This window comes from Arthrobacter nitrophenolicus, from assembly GCF_045833485.1.
Taxonomy (GTDB): domain Bacteria; phylum Actinomycetota; class Actinomycetes; order Actinomycetales; family Micrococcaceae; genus Arthrobacter; species Arthrobacter nitrophenolicus.
Map to the genome: position 1 here is coordinate 879,247 of NZ_CP174504.1, position 17,462 is coordinate 896,708.

General features: G+C 66.4%; 17 protein-coding genes. 2 read left to right on the plus strand and 15 right to left on the minus strand.

Features of this window, described 5'->3' with window-relative positions:
* Window positions 1-106: 106 nt before the first annotated feature.
* From ACJJV6_RS04160 to ACJJV6_RS04195, 8 genes are all read right to left on the minus strand, one after another.
* Entirely contained in the window at window positions 107-205 is a 99-nt protein-coding gene (locus ACJJV6_RS04160; protein WP_003792170.1) for a 30S ribosomal protein bS22, read from the minus strand.
* A 151-nt stretch (window positions 206-356) separates the two neighbouring features.
* On the minus strand, window positions 357-566 hold the full coding sequence (locus ACJJV6_RS04165) for a helix-turn-helix domain-containing protein (RefSeq protein WP_009356681.1): 210 nt from the start codon (window positions 564-566) through the stop codon (window positions 357-359).
* 141 nt (window positions 567-707) lie between these two features.
* Window positions 708-1,817, minus strand: coding sequence for a 3-deoxy-7-phosphoheptulonate synthase (locus ACJJV6_RS04170; RefSeq protein WP_009356682.1), 1,110 nt, complete (start codon window positions 1,815-1,817; stop codon window positions 708-710).
* A gap of 235 nt (window positions 1,818-2,052) precedes the next feature.
* Window positions 2,053-3,378, minus strand: coding sequence for a glycoside-pentoside-hexuronide (GPH):cation symporter (locus ACJJV6_RS04175; RefSeq protein ID WP_009356683.1), 1,326 nt, complete (start codon window positions 3,376-3,378; stop codon window positions 2,053-2,055).
* A gap of 119 nt (window positions 3,379-3,497) precedes the next feature.
* Complete coding sequence (locus ACJJV6_RS04180) at window positions 3,498-4,952, minus strand: rhamnulokinase family protein (protein ID WP_009356684.1); 1,455 nt, start codon at window positions 4,950-4,952, stop codon at window positions 3,498-3,500.
* Window positions 4,949-6,982 (minus strand): bifunctional aldolase/short-chain dehydrogenase, encoded by a 2,034-nt coding sequence (locus ACJJV6_RS04185; RefSeq protein WP_354175933.1) that lies wholly within the window; start codon window positions 6,980-6,982, stop codon window positions 4,949-4,951. Before ACJJV6_RS04185 ends, ACJJV6_RS04180 begins: the two co-directional genes overlap by 4 nt.
* A 5-nt stretch (window positions 6,983-6,987) precedes the next feature.
* Window positions 6,988-8,154 carry an L-rhamnose isomerase gene (gene rhaI / locus ACJJV6_RS04190; protein WP_354175934.1) on the minus strand — a complete coding sequence of 389 codons (1,167 nt, stop codon included), beginning with the start codon at window positions 8,152-8,154 and terminating at the stop codon, window positions 6,988-6,990.
* Window positions 8,155-8,224: 70 nt separating this feature from the next.
* Window positions 8,225-8,572: an L-rhamnose mutarotase gene (locus ACJJV6_RS04195; RefSeq protein WP_009356685.1), complete on the minus strand. Its 348-nt coding sequence runs from the start codon at window positions 8,570-8,572 to the stop codon at window positions 8,225-8,227.
* 146 nt (window positions 8,573-8,718) lie between these two features.
* Between ACJJV6_RS04195 and ACJJV6_RS04200 the strand changes: the two genes are divergently transcribed.
* A complete protein-coding gene (locus tag ACJJV6_RS04200) occupies window positions 8,719-9,741 on the plus strand; it encodes a LacI family DNA-binding transcriptional regulator (protein ID WP_009356686.1) in 1,023 nt (340 codons plus the stop codon).
* A gap of 62 nt (window positions 9,742-9,803) precedes the next feature.
* On the opposite strand, the gene ACJJV6_RS04205 is transcribed toward ACJJV6_RS04200, so the two are convergent.
* Together ACJJV6_RS04205 and ACJJV6_RS04210 are read right to left on the minus strand one after the other, a co-directional pair.
* Complete coding sequence (locus tag ACJJV6_RS04205) at window positions 9,804-10,193, minus strand: hypothetical protein (protein WP_407710011.1); 390 nt, start codon at window positions 10,191-10,193, stop codon at window positions 9,804-9,806.
* On the minus strand, window positions 10,129-10,515 hold the full coding sequence (locus tag ACJJV6_RS04210; RefSeq protein WP_407710012.1) for a GDSL-type esterase/lipase family protein: 387 nt from the start codon (window positions 10,513-10,515) through the stop codon (window positions 10,129-10,131). Before ACJJV6_RS04210 ends, ACJJV6_RS04205 begins: the two co-directional genes overlap by 65 nt.
* 276 nt (window positions 10,516-10,791) lie before the next feature.
* On the opposite strand from ACJJV6_RS04210, the gene ACJJV6_RS04215 reads away from it, so the two are divergent.
* A complete protein-coding gene (locus ACJJV6_RS04215) occupies window positions 10,792-12,042 on the plus strand; it encodes a Gfo/Idh/MocA family oxidoreductase (RefSeq protein WP_354175936.1) in 1,251 nt (416 codons plus the stop codon).
* 98 nt (window positions 12,043-12,140) lie between these two features.
* On the opposite strand, the gene ACJJV6_RS04220 is transcribed toward ACJJV6_RS04215, so the two are convergent.
* The 5 genes from ACJJV6_RS04220 to ACJJV6_RS04240 form a co-directional block, all read right to left on the minus strand.
* Window positions 12,141-13,403 (minus strand): MFS transporter, encoded by a 1,263-nt coding sequence (locus ACJJV6_RS04220; protein ID WP_009356688.1) that lies wholly within the window; start codon window positions 13,401-13,403, stop codon window positions 12,141-12,143.
* Between the two features lie 90 nt (window positions 13,404-13,493).
* Window positions 13,494-14,123 carry a hypothetical protein gene (locus tag ACJJV6_RS04225; protein ID WP_009356689.1) on the minus strand — a complete coding sequence of 210 codons (630 nt, stop codon included), beginning with the start codon at window positions 14,121-14,123 and terminating at the stop codon, window positions 13,494-13,496.
* A gap of 11 nt (window positions 14,124-14,134) precedes the next feature.
* A complete protein-coding gene (locus ACJJV6_RS04230; RefSeq protein ID WP_009356690.1) occupies window positions 14,135-15,052 on the minus strand; it encodes a carbohydrate ABC transporter permease in 918 nt (305 codons plus the stop codon).
* Entirely contained in the window at window positions 15,049-16,002 is a 954-nt protein-coding gene (locus ACJJV6_RS04235; protein WP_009356691.1) for a carbohydrate ABC transporter permease, read from the minus strand. Before ACJJV6_RS04235 ends, ACJJV6_RS04230 begins: the two co-directional genes overlap by 4 nt.
* 47 nt (window positions 16,003-16,049) lie before the next feature.
* The gene (locus tag ACJJV6_RS04240; RefSeq protein ID WP_009356692.1) at window positions 16,050-17,339 is read right to left on the minus strand and encodes an ABC transporter substrate-binding protein; all 1,290 of its coding nucleotides are present in this window, start codon (window positions 17,337-17,339) and stop codon (window positions 16,050-16,052) included.
* Between the last annotated feature and the right edge of the window lie 123 nt (window positions 17,340-17,462).

The following is a 17,462-nucleotide window of genomic DNA, read 5'->3' on the forward strand; positions in this document are numbered from 1 at the left end:
TTTGGGCCCTCAAAACGACAGTTACTGCCACCTGGTTGTGCTCCGGACAAAAGAAATGCCCGCCGCCTGGAAGGCGACGGGCATTTTCACGCTGTGCGAAGTATTGCTACTTCTTGTTGCGGCGCTGGTGACGGGTCTTGCGAAGCAGCTTGCGGTGCTTCTTCTTGGCCATACGCTTGCGACGCTTCTTGATTACTGAACCCACGAAAGTTCCTTACAAACTAGATGCAGTACCTGTCTGCTGGAACGGGTCCGTGGACGAAGCTACGAACTGAACAACTGACAGATTCTTACAATGACGTAAATCGTTCCTTAACAGGGTACCGCCTATCGGGGGCGGCCTTTGACAGGCCTCCTCAGGCGGTCTCGGTGTGGCCCTCCACCACGGCACCTTTGAGGTACTGTTCGACGGCGTTCTCGGGGACCCGGTAGGAGCGGCCAAAGCGCACCGCGGGCATTTCACCGGAGTGCACCAGGCGGTACACAGTCATTTTGGAGACGCGCATGACCTGGGCTACTTCAGCCACGGTGAGGAACTTCGCGTTGGAGAAGTTCTGTTCCGACATTTCCCTATTCCTTTGCTGACGGATGGACAACAGTGACCCCAGGTACATGCCAATGCGGTGTTCCGATGCTGAGCCATCCACCAACCACCTACCTAGATACTCTAGATGCTCATGTGGCCGATGTGAAAGTAGTGCGCTCCCCTATTTCACCGCCCGGCGCTTCCGGGCAGACGCTGCCAGCTGGTCCAGGACCGAGGCTGTGACGTCCCACTCCATGCAGGCGTCGGTGACGCTCTGGCCGTAGACCAGCTCGTCCCGGCCGGCCGCGTGTTCGGCAACGTCCAGGTTCTGGGCTCCGCCCACCAGGAAGCTTTCCAGCATGACGCCCGCGATGGCCTGGGCGGAGGTGCCGCCGTCCTCGAGCTGGGCACCGATTTCGAACGCCACCTCCGCCTGCCGGTGGTGGCTCTTGCCGCTGTTGGCGTGGCTGGCATCCACGATCAGCCGCGGGTTCAGCTGCTTGCCGGCCAGCTTCGCCGAGGCGGCTTCGACGTCGGCTGCGGAGTAGTTGGGGCCCTTCCGGCCGCCGCGCAGGATCACATGCGTGTCCGGGTTCCCGGCCGTGGCCACCAGCGCCGCCCGGCCTTCGCCGTCGATCCCCAGGAAGGCCTGCGCCGCCGCGGACGCACCGCAGGCATCGATGGCCACCTGGAGGTCGCCGTCGGTCCCGTTCTTGAAGCCGATGGGCATGGACAGGCCGGACGCGAGCTGGCGGTGGATCTGGCTTTCCGTGGTCCGCGCACCGATGGCGCCCCAGGAAATCAGGTCCGCCATGTATTGCGGGCTGATGGGCTCGAGGAATTCGGTGGCGGTGGGCAGCCCCAGGGCAGTGACCTGCTGCAGGAAGTGCCGGGCGGTCCGCAGGCCGGTGACCATGTCGTGGCTGCCGTCCAGCCGGGGATCGTTGATCAGGCCCTTCCAGCCCACGGTGGTGCGGGGCTTTTCGAAGTAGGTCCGCATGACGATCAGCAGGTCTTCCTTGTGCTTCTCGGCCTGGCTGACCAGCCGGCGGGCGTACTCGAGCCCGGCCTTGGGGTCGTGGATGGAGCAGGGGCCGACGATGACCAGCAGGCGGTCGTCCACGCCGTCCATGATGGCGCGGACTTCATCGCGTCCGCGTTCGACGACGTCCGCCACCCGGGCGTCCAGGGGCAGTTCTGCGATGAGTTCGGACGGGGTGGGCAGCGCAGTGAATTCGCTGACCCGCAGGTTCGAGGTGGATTTTGCGGCTGCTGCTGTTGCGGTGCTCATGTTCGGGTCCTGTTCCAGATGGGAAGCGGGCCCAGTTCAGAACCCGCCGGAGAAACGGCGAAGGGCAGAGAATAATCTCTGCCCTGTTGGCTCTGAAGGTTGTTGGATGCGTGTCAGTTAGACGCGGGCCCCTCCAGAGCCAACGAAAAATACGCATACCAACGGTTAGTCATGGGAAAGACCATAACCCCGCCGGACAGGAGTGCAAAATCGGTTGCGTCACATTCTCCGGCGGCTATCGCGATTCCTGCAGGCCGGCCACCAGTTCCGCGTGCCTTTTGTCCGTCAGCCGGTACCAGTACATTGCTGCCGCAGCTGCCAGGGTCAGGGATCCGGGCAGCAGGCCGGCGGCGGCCCGGATGGCCAGGAGGGCGGTGTCCGACTGCACCGCGGCCGCTGATGCATAGCCGCCCCAGGCCAGCGAGAAGGCCACCACTCCTCCGCCGAAGCCCATGCCCAGCTTGCGGGTTGCCGCCAGGAGCGCATAGTTGATGCCCTGCACGCGCACGCCGGTCTTCCATTCGCCGTACTCCACGGTGTCCGCGATCAGCGCCCAGGTCACGATGCCCACCGACGCCGACGACAGCATGGCCAGCACCATGCCGGCGACGGCCAGCCATGGCAGGGTGGCCGGAACCAGGAAGACCAGCACGCCGCCCAGCGCCCCGGTGCAGCCGCCCGCTGTGTAGACCGCCCTCTTGCCCCACCGCGCCACGATGCGCGGCATCACGACGGCGAGCACCAGGGTGATGGCCACCTGCGCGGCCGCCATGACCGGAAACAGGTCCACCCTGGACAGGACATCGCGGAGGTAGAAGAACTGGGCGGCACCGGTGGCGCTGGCGCCGGTGACGAACAGGACCGAGCTGATGCAGAGGACCACCAGCGGGGAGTTGGCTTTCAGCGCATCCACACTTTGGCGCAGCGTAATGGTAGGGACACTGCCGGCGATCCGTTCCCGGCAGGCGATCCCGGTGAACACGTACAGCCCTGACCCCACGGCCGCGAAAACCAGCGTCATGACCGTGAAGATCTGTTGCATGTCACCGCCGGCGCCGAGCAGCGGGGCGATGAAGAAGCCGAGGGTTGCCCCCACCGACAGCCCGCCGATGGTCCGGGCACCCGCCAGCCGGGCCCGTTCCCTCGGATCCTGGGTCATTGCCCCCACGAGGCAGCCGTAGGGCACGTTCACCAGGCTGTAGGCCAGGCACACCAGGCCGTACGTGCAGTAGGCATACAGCAGCTTCACCGAAGGATCCGCGTCAGGGACGTGGAACACGGCCGCACTGAGCAGGAGCGGGATGAAGCCGAACATCAGGTAGGGCCGGAATTTGCCCCACCGCCTGCTGTGCACGCGGTCCACGATGCGTCCGGCCGCAATGTCCGTGAAGGCGTTGAACACCCGCGCCACCACCAGCAAGGTCCCTGCCGCAGCCGCCCCGATGCCCGCGACATCCGTGTAGTAGACCAGCAGGAACATGTTTGAGGTGCTGATGATCATGCTGTTGGCGGCATCGCCGGCCCCGTAGCCCACAATGCCGAGCCTGCTGAGTTGTTTCATGTGTCCCTGTCCCTGCGGCCAGAAACCGTTTTCTCACAGCCGCAAAAAGGAACTTACCCGAAAAACGAGCGCAAAAACAGGAGCCACGAATCCGTGGCTCCTGTTTGCTGGAGGGATCGCTACAGCCTGGTGAGCTGCGGGGTGAAGACCTGGAGCGGGCTGCCGGCCGCCACCAGGGCGCGCAGTTCGGCCAGGCCGCCGGTCACAGCGCCGGCCGCCCGCGCTTGGACCAGGACGTTGCCCAGGGCAGTGGCCTCCACCGGTCCGGCCACCACTTTCCGGCCCGTCACATCGGCCGTGAGCTGGCAGAGCAACTGGTTCTGCGAGCCGCCGCCCACCACGTGCACCATCTCCACGGAACGGTCCGCGAGCTTCTCGGCGTCGCGGATGGTCCTGGCATAGCCGGTGGCGAGGCTGTCCATGATGCAGCGGGTGATGGCTGCCGGATCGTCGATCAGCACGTCGCCGGTCAGGCGGACAGCGGCCCGGATGCGCTCGGGCATGTTGTCCGGGGCGATGAAGTAGGGATCGTCCGGGTTGATCTGAGGCCCGCCCGGCGGCAGCGCCGCGGCAGCCTGGAGCAGCGCGGGAAGCTCTGGACGGAATCCTTCCGCGGCCCATGTCCGCTGGCATTCGCTGAGCAGCCAGAGGCCGCCCATGTTGCGGAGGTAGCGGATGGTGCCGTCCACGCCGCGTTCGTTGGTGAAGTTCGCCTCGCGGCTGGCTTCGGTGAGCACCGGATGCTTGAGCTCGAGGCCCACCAGGGACCAGGTGCCCGAGGAGATGTAAGCGAAATCGTCTTCCCGGGCCGGGACCGCGGCGACGGCGGACGCGGTGTCGTGCGAGCCGACCGCCACCACCTTCGTGTCTCGAGGCAGCCCGACGGCGGACGCGACGTCCGGGAGCAGTGCTCCGAACGTCTCTCCAGGCTGGATCAGCGGCGGGAAGAGGTCCCGCCGCAGGCCCAGGGCGGAGAGGAATTCCGTGGCCCACTCCCCCGCCACCGCGTCGAACAGCCCGGTGGTGGAGGCGTTGGTGGCCTCGGTCCGCCGGACCCCGGTGAGGAGGAAGGCGATCAGGTCCGGGATGAGCAGCGCCTGCAGCCCGTCCAGGTCCTTCTCGGCGGCGAGCTGGTAGATGGTGTTGAACTGCAGGAACTGCAGCCCGGTGGTGGCGTAGAGCCGGGCGGGGTCGAGTTTCCGGTGGACCGGCTCGACGGCGGCGCGGCTGCGGTCGTCGCGGTAGCTGAACGGCTGGGCCGTGAGTTCCCCGGCCGTGTTGACCAGCCCGTAGTCCACGGCCCAGGTGTCGATGCCGATGCTGGCGATTCTTTCGCCCTGCACCGCAGCGACGGTCGCCGCTGCCCGGAGCCCCTCAAGCACCTCCGCGAAGAGGGCGTCGAAGTTCCAGCGGAGGCCGCCGTCGATCTCCACCACGCCGTTGGGGAAGCGGTGGACCACCTCGAGCTGCACCCCGTCGCTGCCCACCCGGCCCAGGATGACCCGGCCGGAGGAGGCGCCGATGTCGACGGCGGCGAACACGCCGCCGTCGACCGTCGAAGCGTGCCCGTTCATCGCAGGAAGGCTGCCGCCACTCCGGCGTCCACGGGGATGTGCAGGCCGGTGGTGTGGGACAGTTCGTTGCTGGTGAGCACTGCGGCGGCGTTGGCCACGTGCTCGGGCAGGACCTCGCGCTTGAGCAGGGTGCGCTGGGCGTAGTACTCGCCCAGTTTCTCCTCGTCCACGCCATAGACCGCGGCGCGCTTGGCGCCCCAGCCGCCGGCGAAGATCCCTGAGCCGCGGACCACGCCGTCGGGGTTGATGCCGTTGACGCGGATGCCGTGCTCGCCCAGTTCGGCGGCGAGCAGGCGCACCTGGTGGGCCTGGTCTGCCTTGGTGGCGGAGTAGGCGATGTTGTTGGGACCGGCGAACACGGAGTTCTTGGAGGAGATGTAGATGATGTCCCCGCCCAGCCCCTGCGCGATCATGACCTTGGCGGCGGCCTTGGCCACCAGGAAGGAGCCCTTGGCCATGACGTTGTGCTGCAGGTCCCAGTCCTTTACGGTGGTTTCCAGCAGCGGCTTGGAAATGGACAGGCCGGCATTGTTGACCACCAGGTCCACGCCGCCGAAGGCCAGGACGGCGGCGTCGATGGCTGCCGCAACCTGGGCTTCGTCGGTCACGTCGGCCTGGACGCCGACGGCGACATCCGGGCCGCCGAGTTCCTCGGCCACCTTCTGCGCGTTCTCAAGGTTGAGGTCGGCGATGACCACGCAGGCGCCTTCCGCGGCGAGGCGGGTGGCGATGGCCTTGCCGATGCCCGACGCCGCACCTGTCACCAAAGCGATGCGGGTGGCGTGCGACTTGGGCTTGGGCATCCGGGCCAGCTTGGCTTCCTCCAGCGCCCAGTACTCGATCCGGAACTTCTCGGATTCCTCGATCGGAGCGTAGGTGGAGATGGCTTCGGCGCTGCGCATCACGTTGATGGCATTGATATAGAACTCGCCGGCCACGCGGGCGGTCTGCTTGTTCGCCCCGAAGGAGAACATGCCCACGCCGGGGACCAGCACGATGGCCGGGTCGGCGCCGCGCAGGGCCGGGCTGTCCTGGTCCGCGTGGCGGTCGTAGTAGGCCTGGTAGTCCTCGCGGTAGTCGGCGTGCAGCTCGTGCAGCCGGGCGATGGAGTCCTCGATGGAGGCGTCGGCGGGCAGGTCCAGGATCAGCGGCTTGACCTTGGTGCGCAGGAAGTGGTCCGGGCAGGAGGTGCCCAGAGCGCCCAGGCGCGGGTGCTCGGCAGCTTCGAGGAAGTCCAGGACGACGGCGTCATCGCTGAAGTGCCCCAGCTGCGGCTTGTCCGTGGAGGCCAGGCCGCGGATCACGGGTGCCAGGGCCGCGGCCTTGGCACGGCGCTCCGCCTCCGGGAGCGCCCCGTAGCCGGGCAACTTGGGCCCGAAGGGCTCGGCCTTGCCGTTCTCTTTGATGTACTTCTCGGCCTGCTCGATGATCCAGAGCGAATTCTGCTCGGCTTCCTCGCTGGTGGCGCCCCAGGCCGTGATGCCATGGCCGCCCAGGATGGTGCCGATGGCCTGCGGGTTGGCGTCCTTGATGGCTGCAATGTCCAGGCCCAGCTGGAATCCGGGGCGGCGCCAGGGCACCCACACCACCTTGTTGCCGAAGATCTTGGTGGTCAGCGCTTCGCCGTCCACCGCCGTCGCAATGGCAATGCCGGAGTCCGGGTGCAGGTGGTCCACGTGCGCGGCGTCCACCAGCCCGTGCATGGCGGTATCGATTGAGGGGGCGGCGCCGCCCTTGCCGTGCAGGCAGTAATCGAAGGCCGCCACCATCTCGTCCTCGCGGTCAACACCGGGGTAGACGTTCTTCAGGGCGTTCAGCCGGTCCAGCCTCAGCACCGCGAGGTTTTCGGCCTTCAGCGTGCCCAGGTCCCCGCCGGAGCCCTTGACCCAGAGCAGCTGGACGTCCTCGCCCGTGACCGGGTCCTTCTCAGTGCCCTTGGCGGAGGTGTTGCCGCCGGCAAAGTTGGTGTTCCGCTTGTCCGCGCCCAGGCGGTTGGAGCGTGAAATCAGGTCTTCAACAGTCTTGTTCATGCTTCTTATGCGCCCCATCCGGCTTGCTGGCCGCCCACGCGGTCCTCGTTGATCTTTTTCTGGTAGCCGCTGGCCTTGAACGCGGCCAGCGGGTCCGCGGGCAGGCCGCGGGATTCACGCCACTCGGCCAGGACCGGGCGGACGTCGGTGTAGAACGCGTCGTTGAACACAGCGTTCGCTGCCAGGACATCCCCGGCGCGCTGGGCCTCCGTCAGGGCTGCGGTGTCCACCAGCAATGCACGGGCGGTCATTTCCTGGACGTTCAGCACCGAGCGGATCTGGCCAGGAATCTTCTCCTCCAGGTTGTGGCACTGGTCCAGCATCAGAGCCACACCGGAGTCCTTGCCGTAACCGCCGCCACGGATCACCTCGTGCATGATGCGGAAGAGCTGGAACGGGTCCGCGGCACCGACGATCAGGTCGTCGTCGGCGTAGAAGCGGGAGTTGAAGTCGAAGGAACCCAGCTTGCCCAGGCGCAGCAGCTGCATCACGATGAACTCGATGTTGGTGCCCGGGGCGTGGTGGCCGGTGTCCAGGCAGACGAACGCCTTCTCGCCAAGGGCCAGGGTCTGGGCGTAGGAAGTGCCCCAGTCGGGAACGTCGGTGTGGTAGAAAGCCGGCTCGAAGAACTTGTACTCCAGCACCAGGCGCTGCTCATCGCCCAGGGCTGCGTAGATTTCCTGCAGCGACTCGGCGAGACGGTCCTGGCGGCCGCGCATGTCGTCCTGGCCCGGGTAATTGGTGCCGTCCGCCAGCCAGATCTTCAGGTCCTTCGACCCGGTGGCGTGCATGATCTCGATGCAGTCCAGGTGGTGCTCGATGGCCCGGCGGCGGACTGCCTCGTTGGATGAGGTCAGCGACCCGAACTTGTACTCGTCGTCCTGGAACGTATTGGAGTTGATCGTGCCCAGGCCCACGCCCAGGCCGGCCGCGTATTCCTTCAGGGCGGCGTAGTCGTCCACCTTGTCCCACGGGATGTGCAGTGCCACCGTGGGCGCCAGGCCCGTCAGCTCGTGGACCTTCGCGGCATCAGCCAGCTTCTCCTGTACGGTCCGCGGCGTGCCGGGCGTGCCGAACACCTTGAACCGCGTGCCCGAGTTTCCATAGGCCCACGAGGGGACCTCGATGGCAAGCTCCCCGAGCCTGCCCAGCGCCGTTGCTACGTCATTCATGATGGTTCTTTCCGGTGTCTTGTTCTGTGGTCTGTTGGGGTGCAGCTGTGGGGCTGCCGGTTGCGGCGGTTCAGGAAGCGGGTGTTCCTGCTGCCCCGAGCTGGCTGTCAAGGTTGAAGACTTCCTCCAGGACCTGGAACCCCTCATCGGGCGCCTGGCCGGAGTTTTCGAACAGCGTTGCCATTTCCGCCTGCCAGCGGGCGTTGATGTCGGTGAGGGCCATGCGTGCCCGGGCGGCCTCGAAGTCGTCGCACTCCACGTAGCCCACCAGGAGCCCATCCTCCCCCAGGAACAGGGAGTAGTTGTTCCAGCCCGCATCCTTCAGGGCACGGAGCATCTCCGGCCACACGGCGGCGTGGCGCCGCTTGTATTCGTCGATCAATTCCGGCTTGATCGAAGAGCGGAAGCACACCCTCATCTGGAACTCTCCTGAACTCGCACAACTTTGAATCGTTTCATTGTTACGATTCAAAGTACTCTTGATTCTGAGTAGGTGTCAAGCATTCCGGTTCGGCCATTCGTGGACCGGAAGGCAGCGCACGCGGACCACCAGCACGGAGAATCATGAACCGCTCAGCCAGCATCAAGGACGTCGCCACGCACGCCAGCGTGGCGGTAGGAACCGTCTCGAATGTGCTGAACTACCCGGACCGGGTGTCGCAGCGCACCAAGGAACGCGTACTGAAGGCCATTGACGAGCTTGGGTTCATCCGGAATGACGCCGCACGGCAGCTCCGGGCCGGCCACAGCCGCACCGTGGGCCTCATTGTCCTGGACGTCGGCAACCCCTTCTTCACCTCGGTGGTCAGGGCGGCCGAGGACGCCGCGGCCCTCCACGGCAGCGCGGTACTCCTGGGCGACAGCGGCCACGACGCCGGCCGGGAGGCCAACTACATCGACCTGTTCCAGGAGCAGCGGGTCCAGGGCCTGCTGATCTCCCCCGTGGGCGATGTGACCGAGCGGCTGGACCTGCTGCGGGAGCGCGGCGTGCCCACCGTTCTGGTGGACCGCCTCGCCGACGAGTCAAAGTTCAGTTCCGTTGCGGTGGACGACGACGCCGGCGGGTACCTGGCAGCACGGCACCTGCTGGACACCGGCCGCCGTCGCCTGGCCTTCGTGGGTGGTGCCACCTCCATCCGCCAGGTGGCCGACCGCCTGCAGGGTGCCGAGCGAGCGGTGAAGGAGGAGCCGGGCGCGACGCTTGAGGTGCTGACCTCGGAGGGCATGACCGTCCTGGCGGGCCGGAGCGTGGGCAACATGCTGATTGAACGCGGCAGGGACGCTCTGCCGGAGGGCATCTTCTGCGCGAACGACCTCCTGGCCCTGGGTGTCATGCAGTCGCTGACCATGACCCACACGTTCCGGATTCCCGAGGACGTTGCGCTGATCGGCTATGACGACATCGACTTCGCCGTCTCCGCCGTGGTTCCGCTCTCCTCCATCCGGCAGCCCACCGAGGCGCTGGGGCGTACCGCCATTGAGCTGCTGACCGAAGAGGTGGAGTCGCAGAACCCCATACACCGCTCCGTGGTGTTCACCCCGGAGCTGGTGGTGCGGCAAAGCACAGCGTCACCCGCCGCCGGGTAAGGCGCCGCACGTCCGAAGGGGCCGGGCAGCAGGAACCTTCGGAAGCGGGCATCACAAGGCGCTCAGGCCCGGGCCGCCGTCGTAAGCCGTGCGCCGTGCGGCCGCGCCGGAGAGGCGGCACCGGGGCCAAAGCCCAGGCGCGCCAGCTGCCGGGCAACTTCCCCAGCCACCAGGGAGGCGCCCTTCTGTGAAAAGTGGGTGTTGTCCGTGAGGCCGTCCGGCCAGTGGGCGTGCTCGCCCGGGCCGAAGTGGCAGAACAGGCTGATGGATGCGCCGCGGCCCAGCCCCACGTACAGGCTTCGCGTCCAGCTGTTGAGGTCGATCAGGGCGACTCCCAGATCCCGGGCAATCTCCCGGACCACCTCCGGATAGTCCTCCAGGCTTTCCTCAAGGACAGCGTCCGACGCCGGCCCGTCCAGGAAGTGCCGCCGCTCCACGGAGGTGCACAGCACCGGAGCCGCGCCCCTTTCCCGCACCTCGGACCATGGTGCGCAGGTTGGCGGCGTAGCCGGTGCGGGCCGCCAGGTGCGGCTTTTTCTGGTCGTTGTGGCCGAACTGGATGAGCACCAGGTCGCCTTCGCCGGCCTCGGCCAACAGGCTGTCCCACAATCCCTCGTCCCGGAAGGACTCGGTGCTGGCCCCGCCCTTGGCGAAGTTGTGCACGGCTGCCCAGGTGTGCGTGAGTGGCGCAAGGCGCCCTCCCCATCCGCTCATGGGGAATTCTTGCGTGGGGCAGTTGGCGACGGTTGAGTCTCCGGCGAGCAGGATTTTCATGGTGTCTTTCTGGTCTGACCCCGTTGCCCTATCAGTACTGGTTCCTATATCCCCTCTTTGGGGACCAAAAGTGATAGCGCAAGTGCGCGGTTGGTGCAGGTAATCGGTTTCTGCAGAAACTAGACCAGCCGGTGGAGGTCGGTCAATCAATATTTTGAATCGTTACATTACTGGACGCCGGCGGGAGGGATGCCGCACACTTGAAGGTGGAAAGCGCTTGCCGCAATCCCACCATCGAAAGCCAACGAGCCATGCCCTCGGGCGGAATGGAGAACCATGGGAACGCCAGCTGGCACCCGCGCGCCGGACGCATTGGAAGGAACGCCGGCCCCCGGAGTACTGCCTTCCACCGCCGCTGCCGGCGAGAACAGTGCACCCGCCCGTGTTGCCCTGGTAGGTGTCCACGGCTTTGGCACCCACCACCTCCGCAACCTTGAACGCCTCCAGGCGGCGGGCGCCGTCGACCTCGTGGCCGTGGCGGACCCGCAACCGCCGGCACCCGGGTCCGTGCCGGCGTCGGCCGTTGTCTTTCCCGGGCTCAGTGAACTGCTGGCGGACACCCGGAACCTGGACGTGATCATCGTTGCAACGCCCATCCAGACCCATGCCCCGCTGGCACTCGCCGCCCTGGCCACGGAAGCCGACCTCTACCTGGAAAAGCCGCCGGTGGCCTCGCTCGCCGACTACTACACCCTCCTTGACGCCGCCGCCTCCTCGGGCAGGAGCGTCCAGATAGGGTTCCAAAGCCTCGGCTCACACGCCCTGCGTGCCATCGAAGAGTTGGTGGCGGCCGGCACGATCGGCACCCTGCAGGGCATCTCGGCCACCGGCCGCTGGGTGCGCGACAGGGCCTACTACAAGCGGTCGCGCTGGGCGGGTAAGCGCAGCATCAACGGCGTGGACGTGGTGGACGGCGTGGCCACAAATCCCCTGGCCCATGCCGTGGCAACCGCCCTGCGGATTGCCGGGGCCCGCACCACGGCGGATGTGGCGTCCGTGGAAACTGAACTGTACCGAGCCAACGACATCGAATCGGACGACACCTCGGTGATCCGGATCCGCACCGCATTCGGCCTGCCCATCACCTGCGTCCTCACCATTTGTGCCACCGAGTCCGTGGAGCCGTACGTGACGCTCCAGGGATCCGAAGGAACCGCGGTTTTCCACTACACCGAGGACCGCCTCGCCATCGAAACGGTGTCCGGGCGCACAGAGGAAACCTACGGCCGGGACGACCTCACCGAGAACCTGCTGGCGCACCGTAACCGCGGCGTTCCCCTGCTCAGCTCGGCCGTGGACAGCGGCGCCTTCATGCTGGTCCTGGAAGCCATCCGCACCGCACCGGAACCGGCCCCCATCGACGGCGCCTACGTCCGGTGGGAGGGTAACGGCGAAGCAGCCCACGCGGTAGTGACGGGCATCGAAGACGCGCTGGAACGCGCCGGCCGGCAGCATGCCACCTTCAGCGAACTCGGCCTGCCGTGGGCCGGGTCCTCCCCCACCCCATTCGCCCTTCCTGCGTCCTAATGGTTCCCTCCCGGCGGGCTAAAACCGCCGGGACCATCAGGACGCAGCCCGCCCGATAACCCCGGAGCCAGCACCGGCGGAAGGCCTGGGGTGCAGTCTTACGCCGTGCGGGAGCGCCTGGCATGAAGCCACAGCAGCAGGCCCACGACGGCGGCGGACAGCATGCCCAGCCCGCCCGTCACCACCAGACCGGCGCGCACTCCGAACTGTTCCGTCAGCCAGCCGGCGAGGAGCCCGCCCAGGGCATGCCCGCCGAGGAGCAGCGGCAGGTACAGCGCCATGACCCGGCCGCGGATGGCCGGGCCGGCCTCGAGCTGGACCGCGGTGGCGGCGCTGGTGAGGAAGAGGAGCGTCATGAGGCCCACCACCACCAGCATGGCCGTGAAGAGCAGCAGGTTGGGCATCAGGGCAGCCAGCAGCTGGGACAGCCCGAAAAGGCCGGCCGACGCCACAATGCCCTTGCGTCCCATGTTCTTCAGCCGGGCAGCGAGCAGGGCACCGGCGAGGGCACCGACGGCGCTGACGGTATTGAACAGGCCAAAGCCCTCCACGCCGTTGTGCCAGACCCGGTCCGCGAAGGCTGCCAGGACCACGGGCCCGTTCATGCCGAAGGCACCCAGGAGCCCGGCCAGCAGGATCAGGAGCAGCAGGCGCGGCCGGTCCCGGACGTAGCGGAAGCCCGCGAGCAGCTGCCCGCGGCCCCGTTGGGCGGGAGTGCCGGGATGAAGTTCCGAGGCCCGCATGCCGATGATCAGCCCCAGCACCAGCACGCCGGTCAGGGCGTTGGCAGCGAAGGCAGCGGCCGGGCCGGCCTGGGCGATGAGCACGCCGCTAAGGGCAGGTCCGGCCATGGCGCCAAGCTGCGCCAGCGCGTTGTTCAGGCCGATGGCAGGCCGGAGGGCGGCGTCGCCCACCACCTCGTTCACGAACACCTGCCGCGCGGGCTGGTCGATGGCGGCGGTGATCCCCAGCGCAACGCAGCTTGCGTATACAGCCCAGACGGTGATGGCTCCGCTGGCCACCCAGGCTGCCAGGCCCAGGGCGAGCAGCACGATCACGGACTGGCAGACCATCATGATCCGGCGCTTGGGGAAGAGGTCCACAACCAGCCCGGCGAGGGGTCCCACCACCAGCATGGGCAGGAACTGCAGGGCGACGGCGACGCCCACGGCCGCGGGGCTCGCGGTCAGCTGGAGCACCAGCCAGTCCTGGGCCAGCCGCTGCATCCAGACGCCGACGCTTCCCGCCAGCTGCATGCCCAGGAAGAGCCGGTAGTTGTGCTGCTTCAGCGGGTGGTACCAGCGGGCGGCACTTTCAGGCGGGCGGGTGGACTGTTCGGAACGCTGGCGCTCGGAAGGCACGTCGGGGACTCAACTCAATATCTGGGAAGACGGGGAAATAGTTCCGGCGCCGGCGGGAGGCCGGCGCCGGAAGGGCGTTGGAGGGGGCCGTCAGGCCCGGTGTGAGCGGAGTTTCACTGCGGCGGCGGCGAGGATCAGTGTGCCGGGAACCACGACGAACAGTGCCACCAGCATCCAGACGAAGACCACGGCGCCGAAGAGGGCCGCGGCCAGCAGGAGCGAGCCGGTCCAGTCCTGGAGGGACAGCGCTTTTCCGGTTTCCAGCGCGGAGCGCCAGGCGCCTCCCGCGTCGGTGCCCGTACCGGCAGTGTCCGACCAGGCGGCGGTGGTGCGCAGCAGCAGGATGGCACCGCAGCCGGCCAGGAGCAGCGTTGCCGGCAGGACCACTTCCCGGCCGGGCAGCTGGCCCACCCAGGCCAGCAGCAGGTTAAGGACAATCACGACGGCGGCCGCCGCGGTGAGCAGGCCGAGCTTCCAGCTGCCGGGCAGGGCAGCGCGGAAGGTGCCCCAGAGGCCGCGGACGGAATCGTCGCGGCCGGCGAGGTGCCGTTCCAGGTGGGCGATCCCCGCCGCGTAGGCGGCGGGGATGGTGACCAGCGGAAGGGACAGCGCCAGCACCAGCAGCCCTGCCAGGAGGGTCTCGGAGAACAGGGCGAACCGGTTCACCGGAATGGGCTGGTGGTGGCTGGATGCGGGGGTGGTGCTGTCCATGATGCTCATTCCTGTCTCCGTCAGCCCTTGAGGCCCTGGGTGGAAACGCCTTCAACAATGTACCGCTGGAAGATCAGGAAGAAGATCAGGACCGGGAGTAGGGCCAGGACGGACATCGCGATCATGGCACCGTAGTCCGAGGACTGGGTCTGGTCCACGAAGAGCCGCAGGGCCAGCGGCAACGGGTACTTTTCCGGGGTGTTCAGGTAGAGCAGCGGCCCCAGGAAGTCGTTCCAGCTCCAGATGAAGGAGAAGATCGAGGTGGAGATCAGGGCCGGCTTCATCAGCGGGAGCATGATGGAGGTGAAGATCCGGACGTGCCCGGCGCCGTCGATCCGTGCCGCCTCGTCCAGTTCGGCGGGCAGGTTCCGCATGAACTGGACCATCAGGAAGACGAAGAACGCGTCCGCGGCCAGGAACTTGCCGATCAGCAGCGGGATGTAGGTGTCCACCAGGCCCAGCTGCTGGAAGATGATGTACTGCGGAATGATCACCACGTGGAACGGCAGCAGCAGGGTGGCGATCATCATGCCGAAGAAGATGCCGCGGCCGGGGAACTTGATCCGGGCGAATGCGTAGGCCGAGACCGATGCGGACAGGATGGTGCCCACCACGGCGCCCAGTGCCAGGACCAGGGAGTTGGTGAAGAACTGGAGGGTGGACACACCGCCGATGCCGTCCATGGCCGTGACGAAGTTGTCGAAGCTGAAGTTGCTGGACCACAGCGACGTGTTCGCGCCGCCGATCTCGGAGTTCGGCTTGAACGAGGAGGCGATCATCCACAGGCCGGGGTAGAGCACCACCGCCGTGAGGAGCAGCGCGACCGCATGGAAGGCCAGGCTCTTGGCCCGCTTCGCGCCCGCTGACTCCGATTTCGGGTTGTAGACCGGGGCGGAGGCGTCCGGGGCGGACTGCGTGGGGGTTGCCATGGTTGTCATTTTGCATCACCGCTGTAGTGGACCCAGGACTTGGACGTGCGGAAGAAGATCAGGGTAATGATGCCCACCACGATCACCAGGAGCCAGGCCATTGCCGAGGCGTAGCCCATCCGGAAGTCGCTGAAGCCGCGCAGGTACAGGTAGAGGGTGTAGAAGAGGGTGGAGCCGGCGGGGCCGCCTTCACCGTTGGAAATGATGTAGGCCGAGGCGAAGATCTGGAACGCGTGGATGGTTTCCATCAGGAGGTTGAAGAAGATCACCGGGGAGAGCATGGGCCAGGTGATGTTGAAGAACTTCCGCACCGGACCCGCGCCGTCCATCGACGCCGCTTCGTAGAGTTCGTTCGGGATCTGCTTCAGGCCGGCCAGGAAGATCACCATCGGGGCGCCGAACTGCCAGACGGTCAGGAGGATGAACATCGGCATGGTCATGGACGGGTTGCCCACCCAGCCGCCGAGGTTGATGCCGAAGAACGACAGGCCCTGGTCCACCGGACCGGAGTCGCCGAACATGGCCTTCCAGACGATGGCGATGGACACGGACGCGCCGATCAGGGAGGGTGCGTAGAACGCGGAACGGTAGAAGCCCTGGCCGCGGCGCTTGCTGTTCAGCAGCATGGCCACCGCCAGCGCGGCCGCGAGCTTCAGCGGGGTACCGAAGACCACGTAACCCACGGTCACGCCCACCGACTGCAGGAACCGTTCGTCCTGGAACAGGGTGGTGTAGTTGTCCAGGCCGATCCACTTGGGCGGCTCGAACAGGTTGTAGTTGGTGAAGGACAGGTACAACGAGGAGATCATCGGCCCAACGGTGAGGGCAATGAACCCCAGCAGCCAGGGCAGCAGGAAGGTGTAGCCGGCGCGGGCGTCCGCCCCGCGCTGCTTCGACTTGCGAAGCTGCGCGGGGGCGGACGTCGTCGAACGCCTGCTCAGGGTTGGGCTTTGAGTCACGAGTTCAATCCGTCAGTCATGAAGCGAGAATCAGGCGGGTGCCTGGATCAGGCGTTCTGCTTGATAAGGTCTTCGGCTTCCTTGAACCAGGCGTCGGTGGCCCCGTTGATGTCCAGCTTGCCGTAGTTCAGGTCGGAGGCGATGCGCTTGAAGGAGGCTTCAAGCGTGCCGAAGCCGACGATGGGCGGCTCGGGAGCGTCCTTGAGGTACTTCTCGATGGACTTTTCGTAATCGACAACCAGCTTATCGGTGCCCTCGAAGGTGGTGCCGTCGCGCTGGGTCTTGGATGCGGGCACGCCGCGGGAGGTTTTGAAGATCTGGCCGACCTCGGGGTCGTTGACCATGAAGTCGATGAAGCGGGCAGCGGCGTCCTTGAACTTGGTCTTGGCGCTGGCCACCATCAGCATGGAGGGCTTGAGGAACAGGCCCAGGTTGTCCGGGTCGTCGGAGGGGACCGGGGCAAGCTTGAGCTCCTTGGCGCCGCTGTCCGCGAGGTAGCCTGCCATGAAGTTGTCCCAGGTGACCTCTGTGGCGGTGACGTTGGAGCCGAACGGCGACTTCGGTGCCAGCTGGGTGACGCGCTCTTCCGAAACGATGGCGCCGGTGCCGCGAAGGTCGGCGGTGAGGTTCCACCATTTCTTTAGGTCGTCCTTGGTGAAGCCGAGCTTGCCGTCTTCGGTGAAGGCCTGGATGTTGTTCTGGCGCAGCCAGATGTTGAACATCCACCAGACGCCGGTGTAGTCGGTGCCGCCGAAGATCGCACCGTTGCTCTTGGTGCCCACTTCAGTGAGGAACTCGTTGAACTCCTTGTAGGTCCAGCTGCCGTCCGGCTCGGCGATGCCCAGGGAGGCGAGCTTGGCGGGGTCGTAGTAGACGGCGAAGGCATTGGTGCTGGTGGGGATGCCGTAGGTCTTGCCCTTGATCTGGCCCGAGGGCAGGAGGGACTTCTCGAAGGCGTCCGTGTTGATGTTGACGGTGCTCAGGTCAAGGAGCTGGTTGCGCTGGCCGTAGTCGCGCAGGTAGGACAGGTCCCACTGCATGACGTCCGGCAGGCCGCCGCCGGCAGCTTCGGTGGCGCGCTTCTGCCAGTAGCCGGCGAAGTCGGTGAAGTTGCCGTTAACCTTGATGTCCGGGTTCTTCTCCTCGAACAGGGCGATGGCCTTGCGGGTGCGCTCGGCGCGGTCATCGTTGCCCCACCAGGTGTAGTTGATGGTGACGGGGTTTTCGGCGGAACCGGTCTGTCCCGAGGTGCTGGACCCGGTACCGCACGCGGCCAGAACGCCGGCAGATGCAGTGCCGACTGCGACGGTGGTGAGGAAATGCCTTCTGTTGATCACGGGAGCCTCCTTGCTCAATGTGTGCAATCCCTGATCTCATCTACAACGTGAGTAGTGAGCTGGCTTACACGGCTTCTGAAACGATACAATATAGCCATTCCCGAGTTTGGGCAAGCGTTTTCC

Coding starts and splice junctions, on each gene's coding strand:
- ACJJV6_RS04165 (WP_009356681.1), bottom strand. CDS start 566: ATGTCGGAACAGAACTTCTCCAACGCGAAGTTCCTCACCGTGGCTGAA.
- ACJJV6_RS04170 (WP_009356682.1), bottom strand. CDS start 1,817: ATGAGCACCGCAACAGCAGCAGCCGCAAAATCCACCTCGAACCTGCGG.
- ACJJV6_RS04175 (WP_009356683.1), bottom strand. CDS start 3,378: ATGAAACAACTCAGCAGGCTCGGCATTGTGGGCTACGGGGCCGGCGAT.
- ACJJV6_RS04180 (WP_009356684.1), bottom strand. CDS start 4,952: ATGAACGGGCACGCTTCGACGGTCGACGGCGGCGTGTTCGCCGCCGTC.
- ACJJV6_RS04185 (WP_354175933.1), bottom strand. CDS start 6,982: ATGAACAAGACTGTTGAAGACCTGATTTCACGCTCCAACCGCCTGGGC.
- rhaI (WP_354175934.1), bottom strand. CDS start 8,154: ATGAATGACGTAGCAACGGCGCTGGGCAGGCTCGGGGAGCTTGCCATC.
- ACJJV6_RS04195 (WP_009356685.1), bottom strand. CDS start 8,572: ATGAGGGTGTGCTTCCGCTCTTCGATCAAGCCGGAATTGATCGACGAA.
- ACJJV6_RS04200 (WP_009356686.1), top strand. CDS start 8,719: ATGAACCGCTCAGCCAGCATCAAGGACGTCGCCACGCACGCCAGCGTG.
- ACJJV6_RS04210 (WP_407710012.1), bottom strand. CDS start 10,515: ATGAAAATCCTGCTCGCCGGAGACTCAACCGTCGCCAACTGCCCCACG.
- ACJJV6_RS04215 (WP_354175936.1), top strand. CDS start 10,792: ATGGGAACGCCAGCTGGCACCCGCGCGCCGGACGCATTGGAAGGAACG.
- ACJJV6_RS04225 (WP_009356689.1), bottom strand. CDS start 14,123: ATGAGCATCATGGACAGCACCACCCCCGCATCCAGCCACCACCAGCCC.
- ACJJV6_RS04230 (WP_009356690.1), bottom strand. CDS start 15,052: ATGACAACCATGGCAACCCCCACGCAGTCCGCCCCGGACGCCTCCGCC.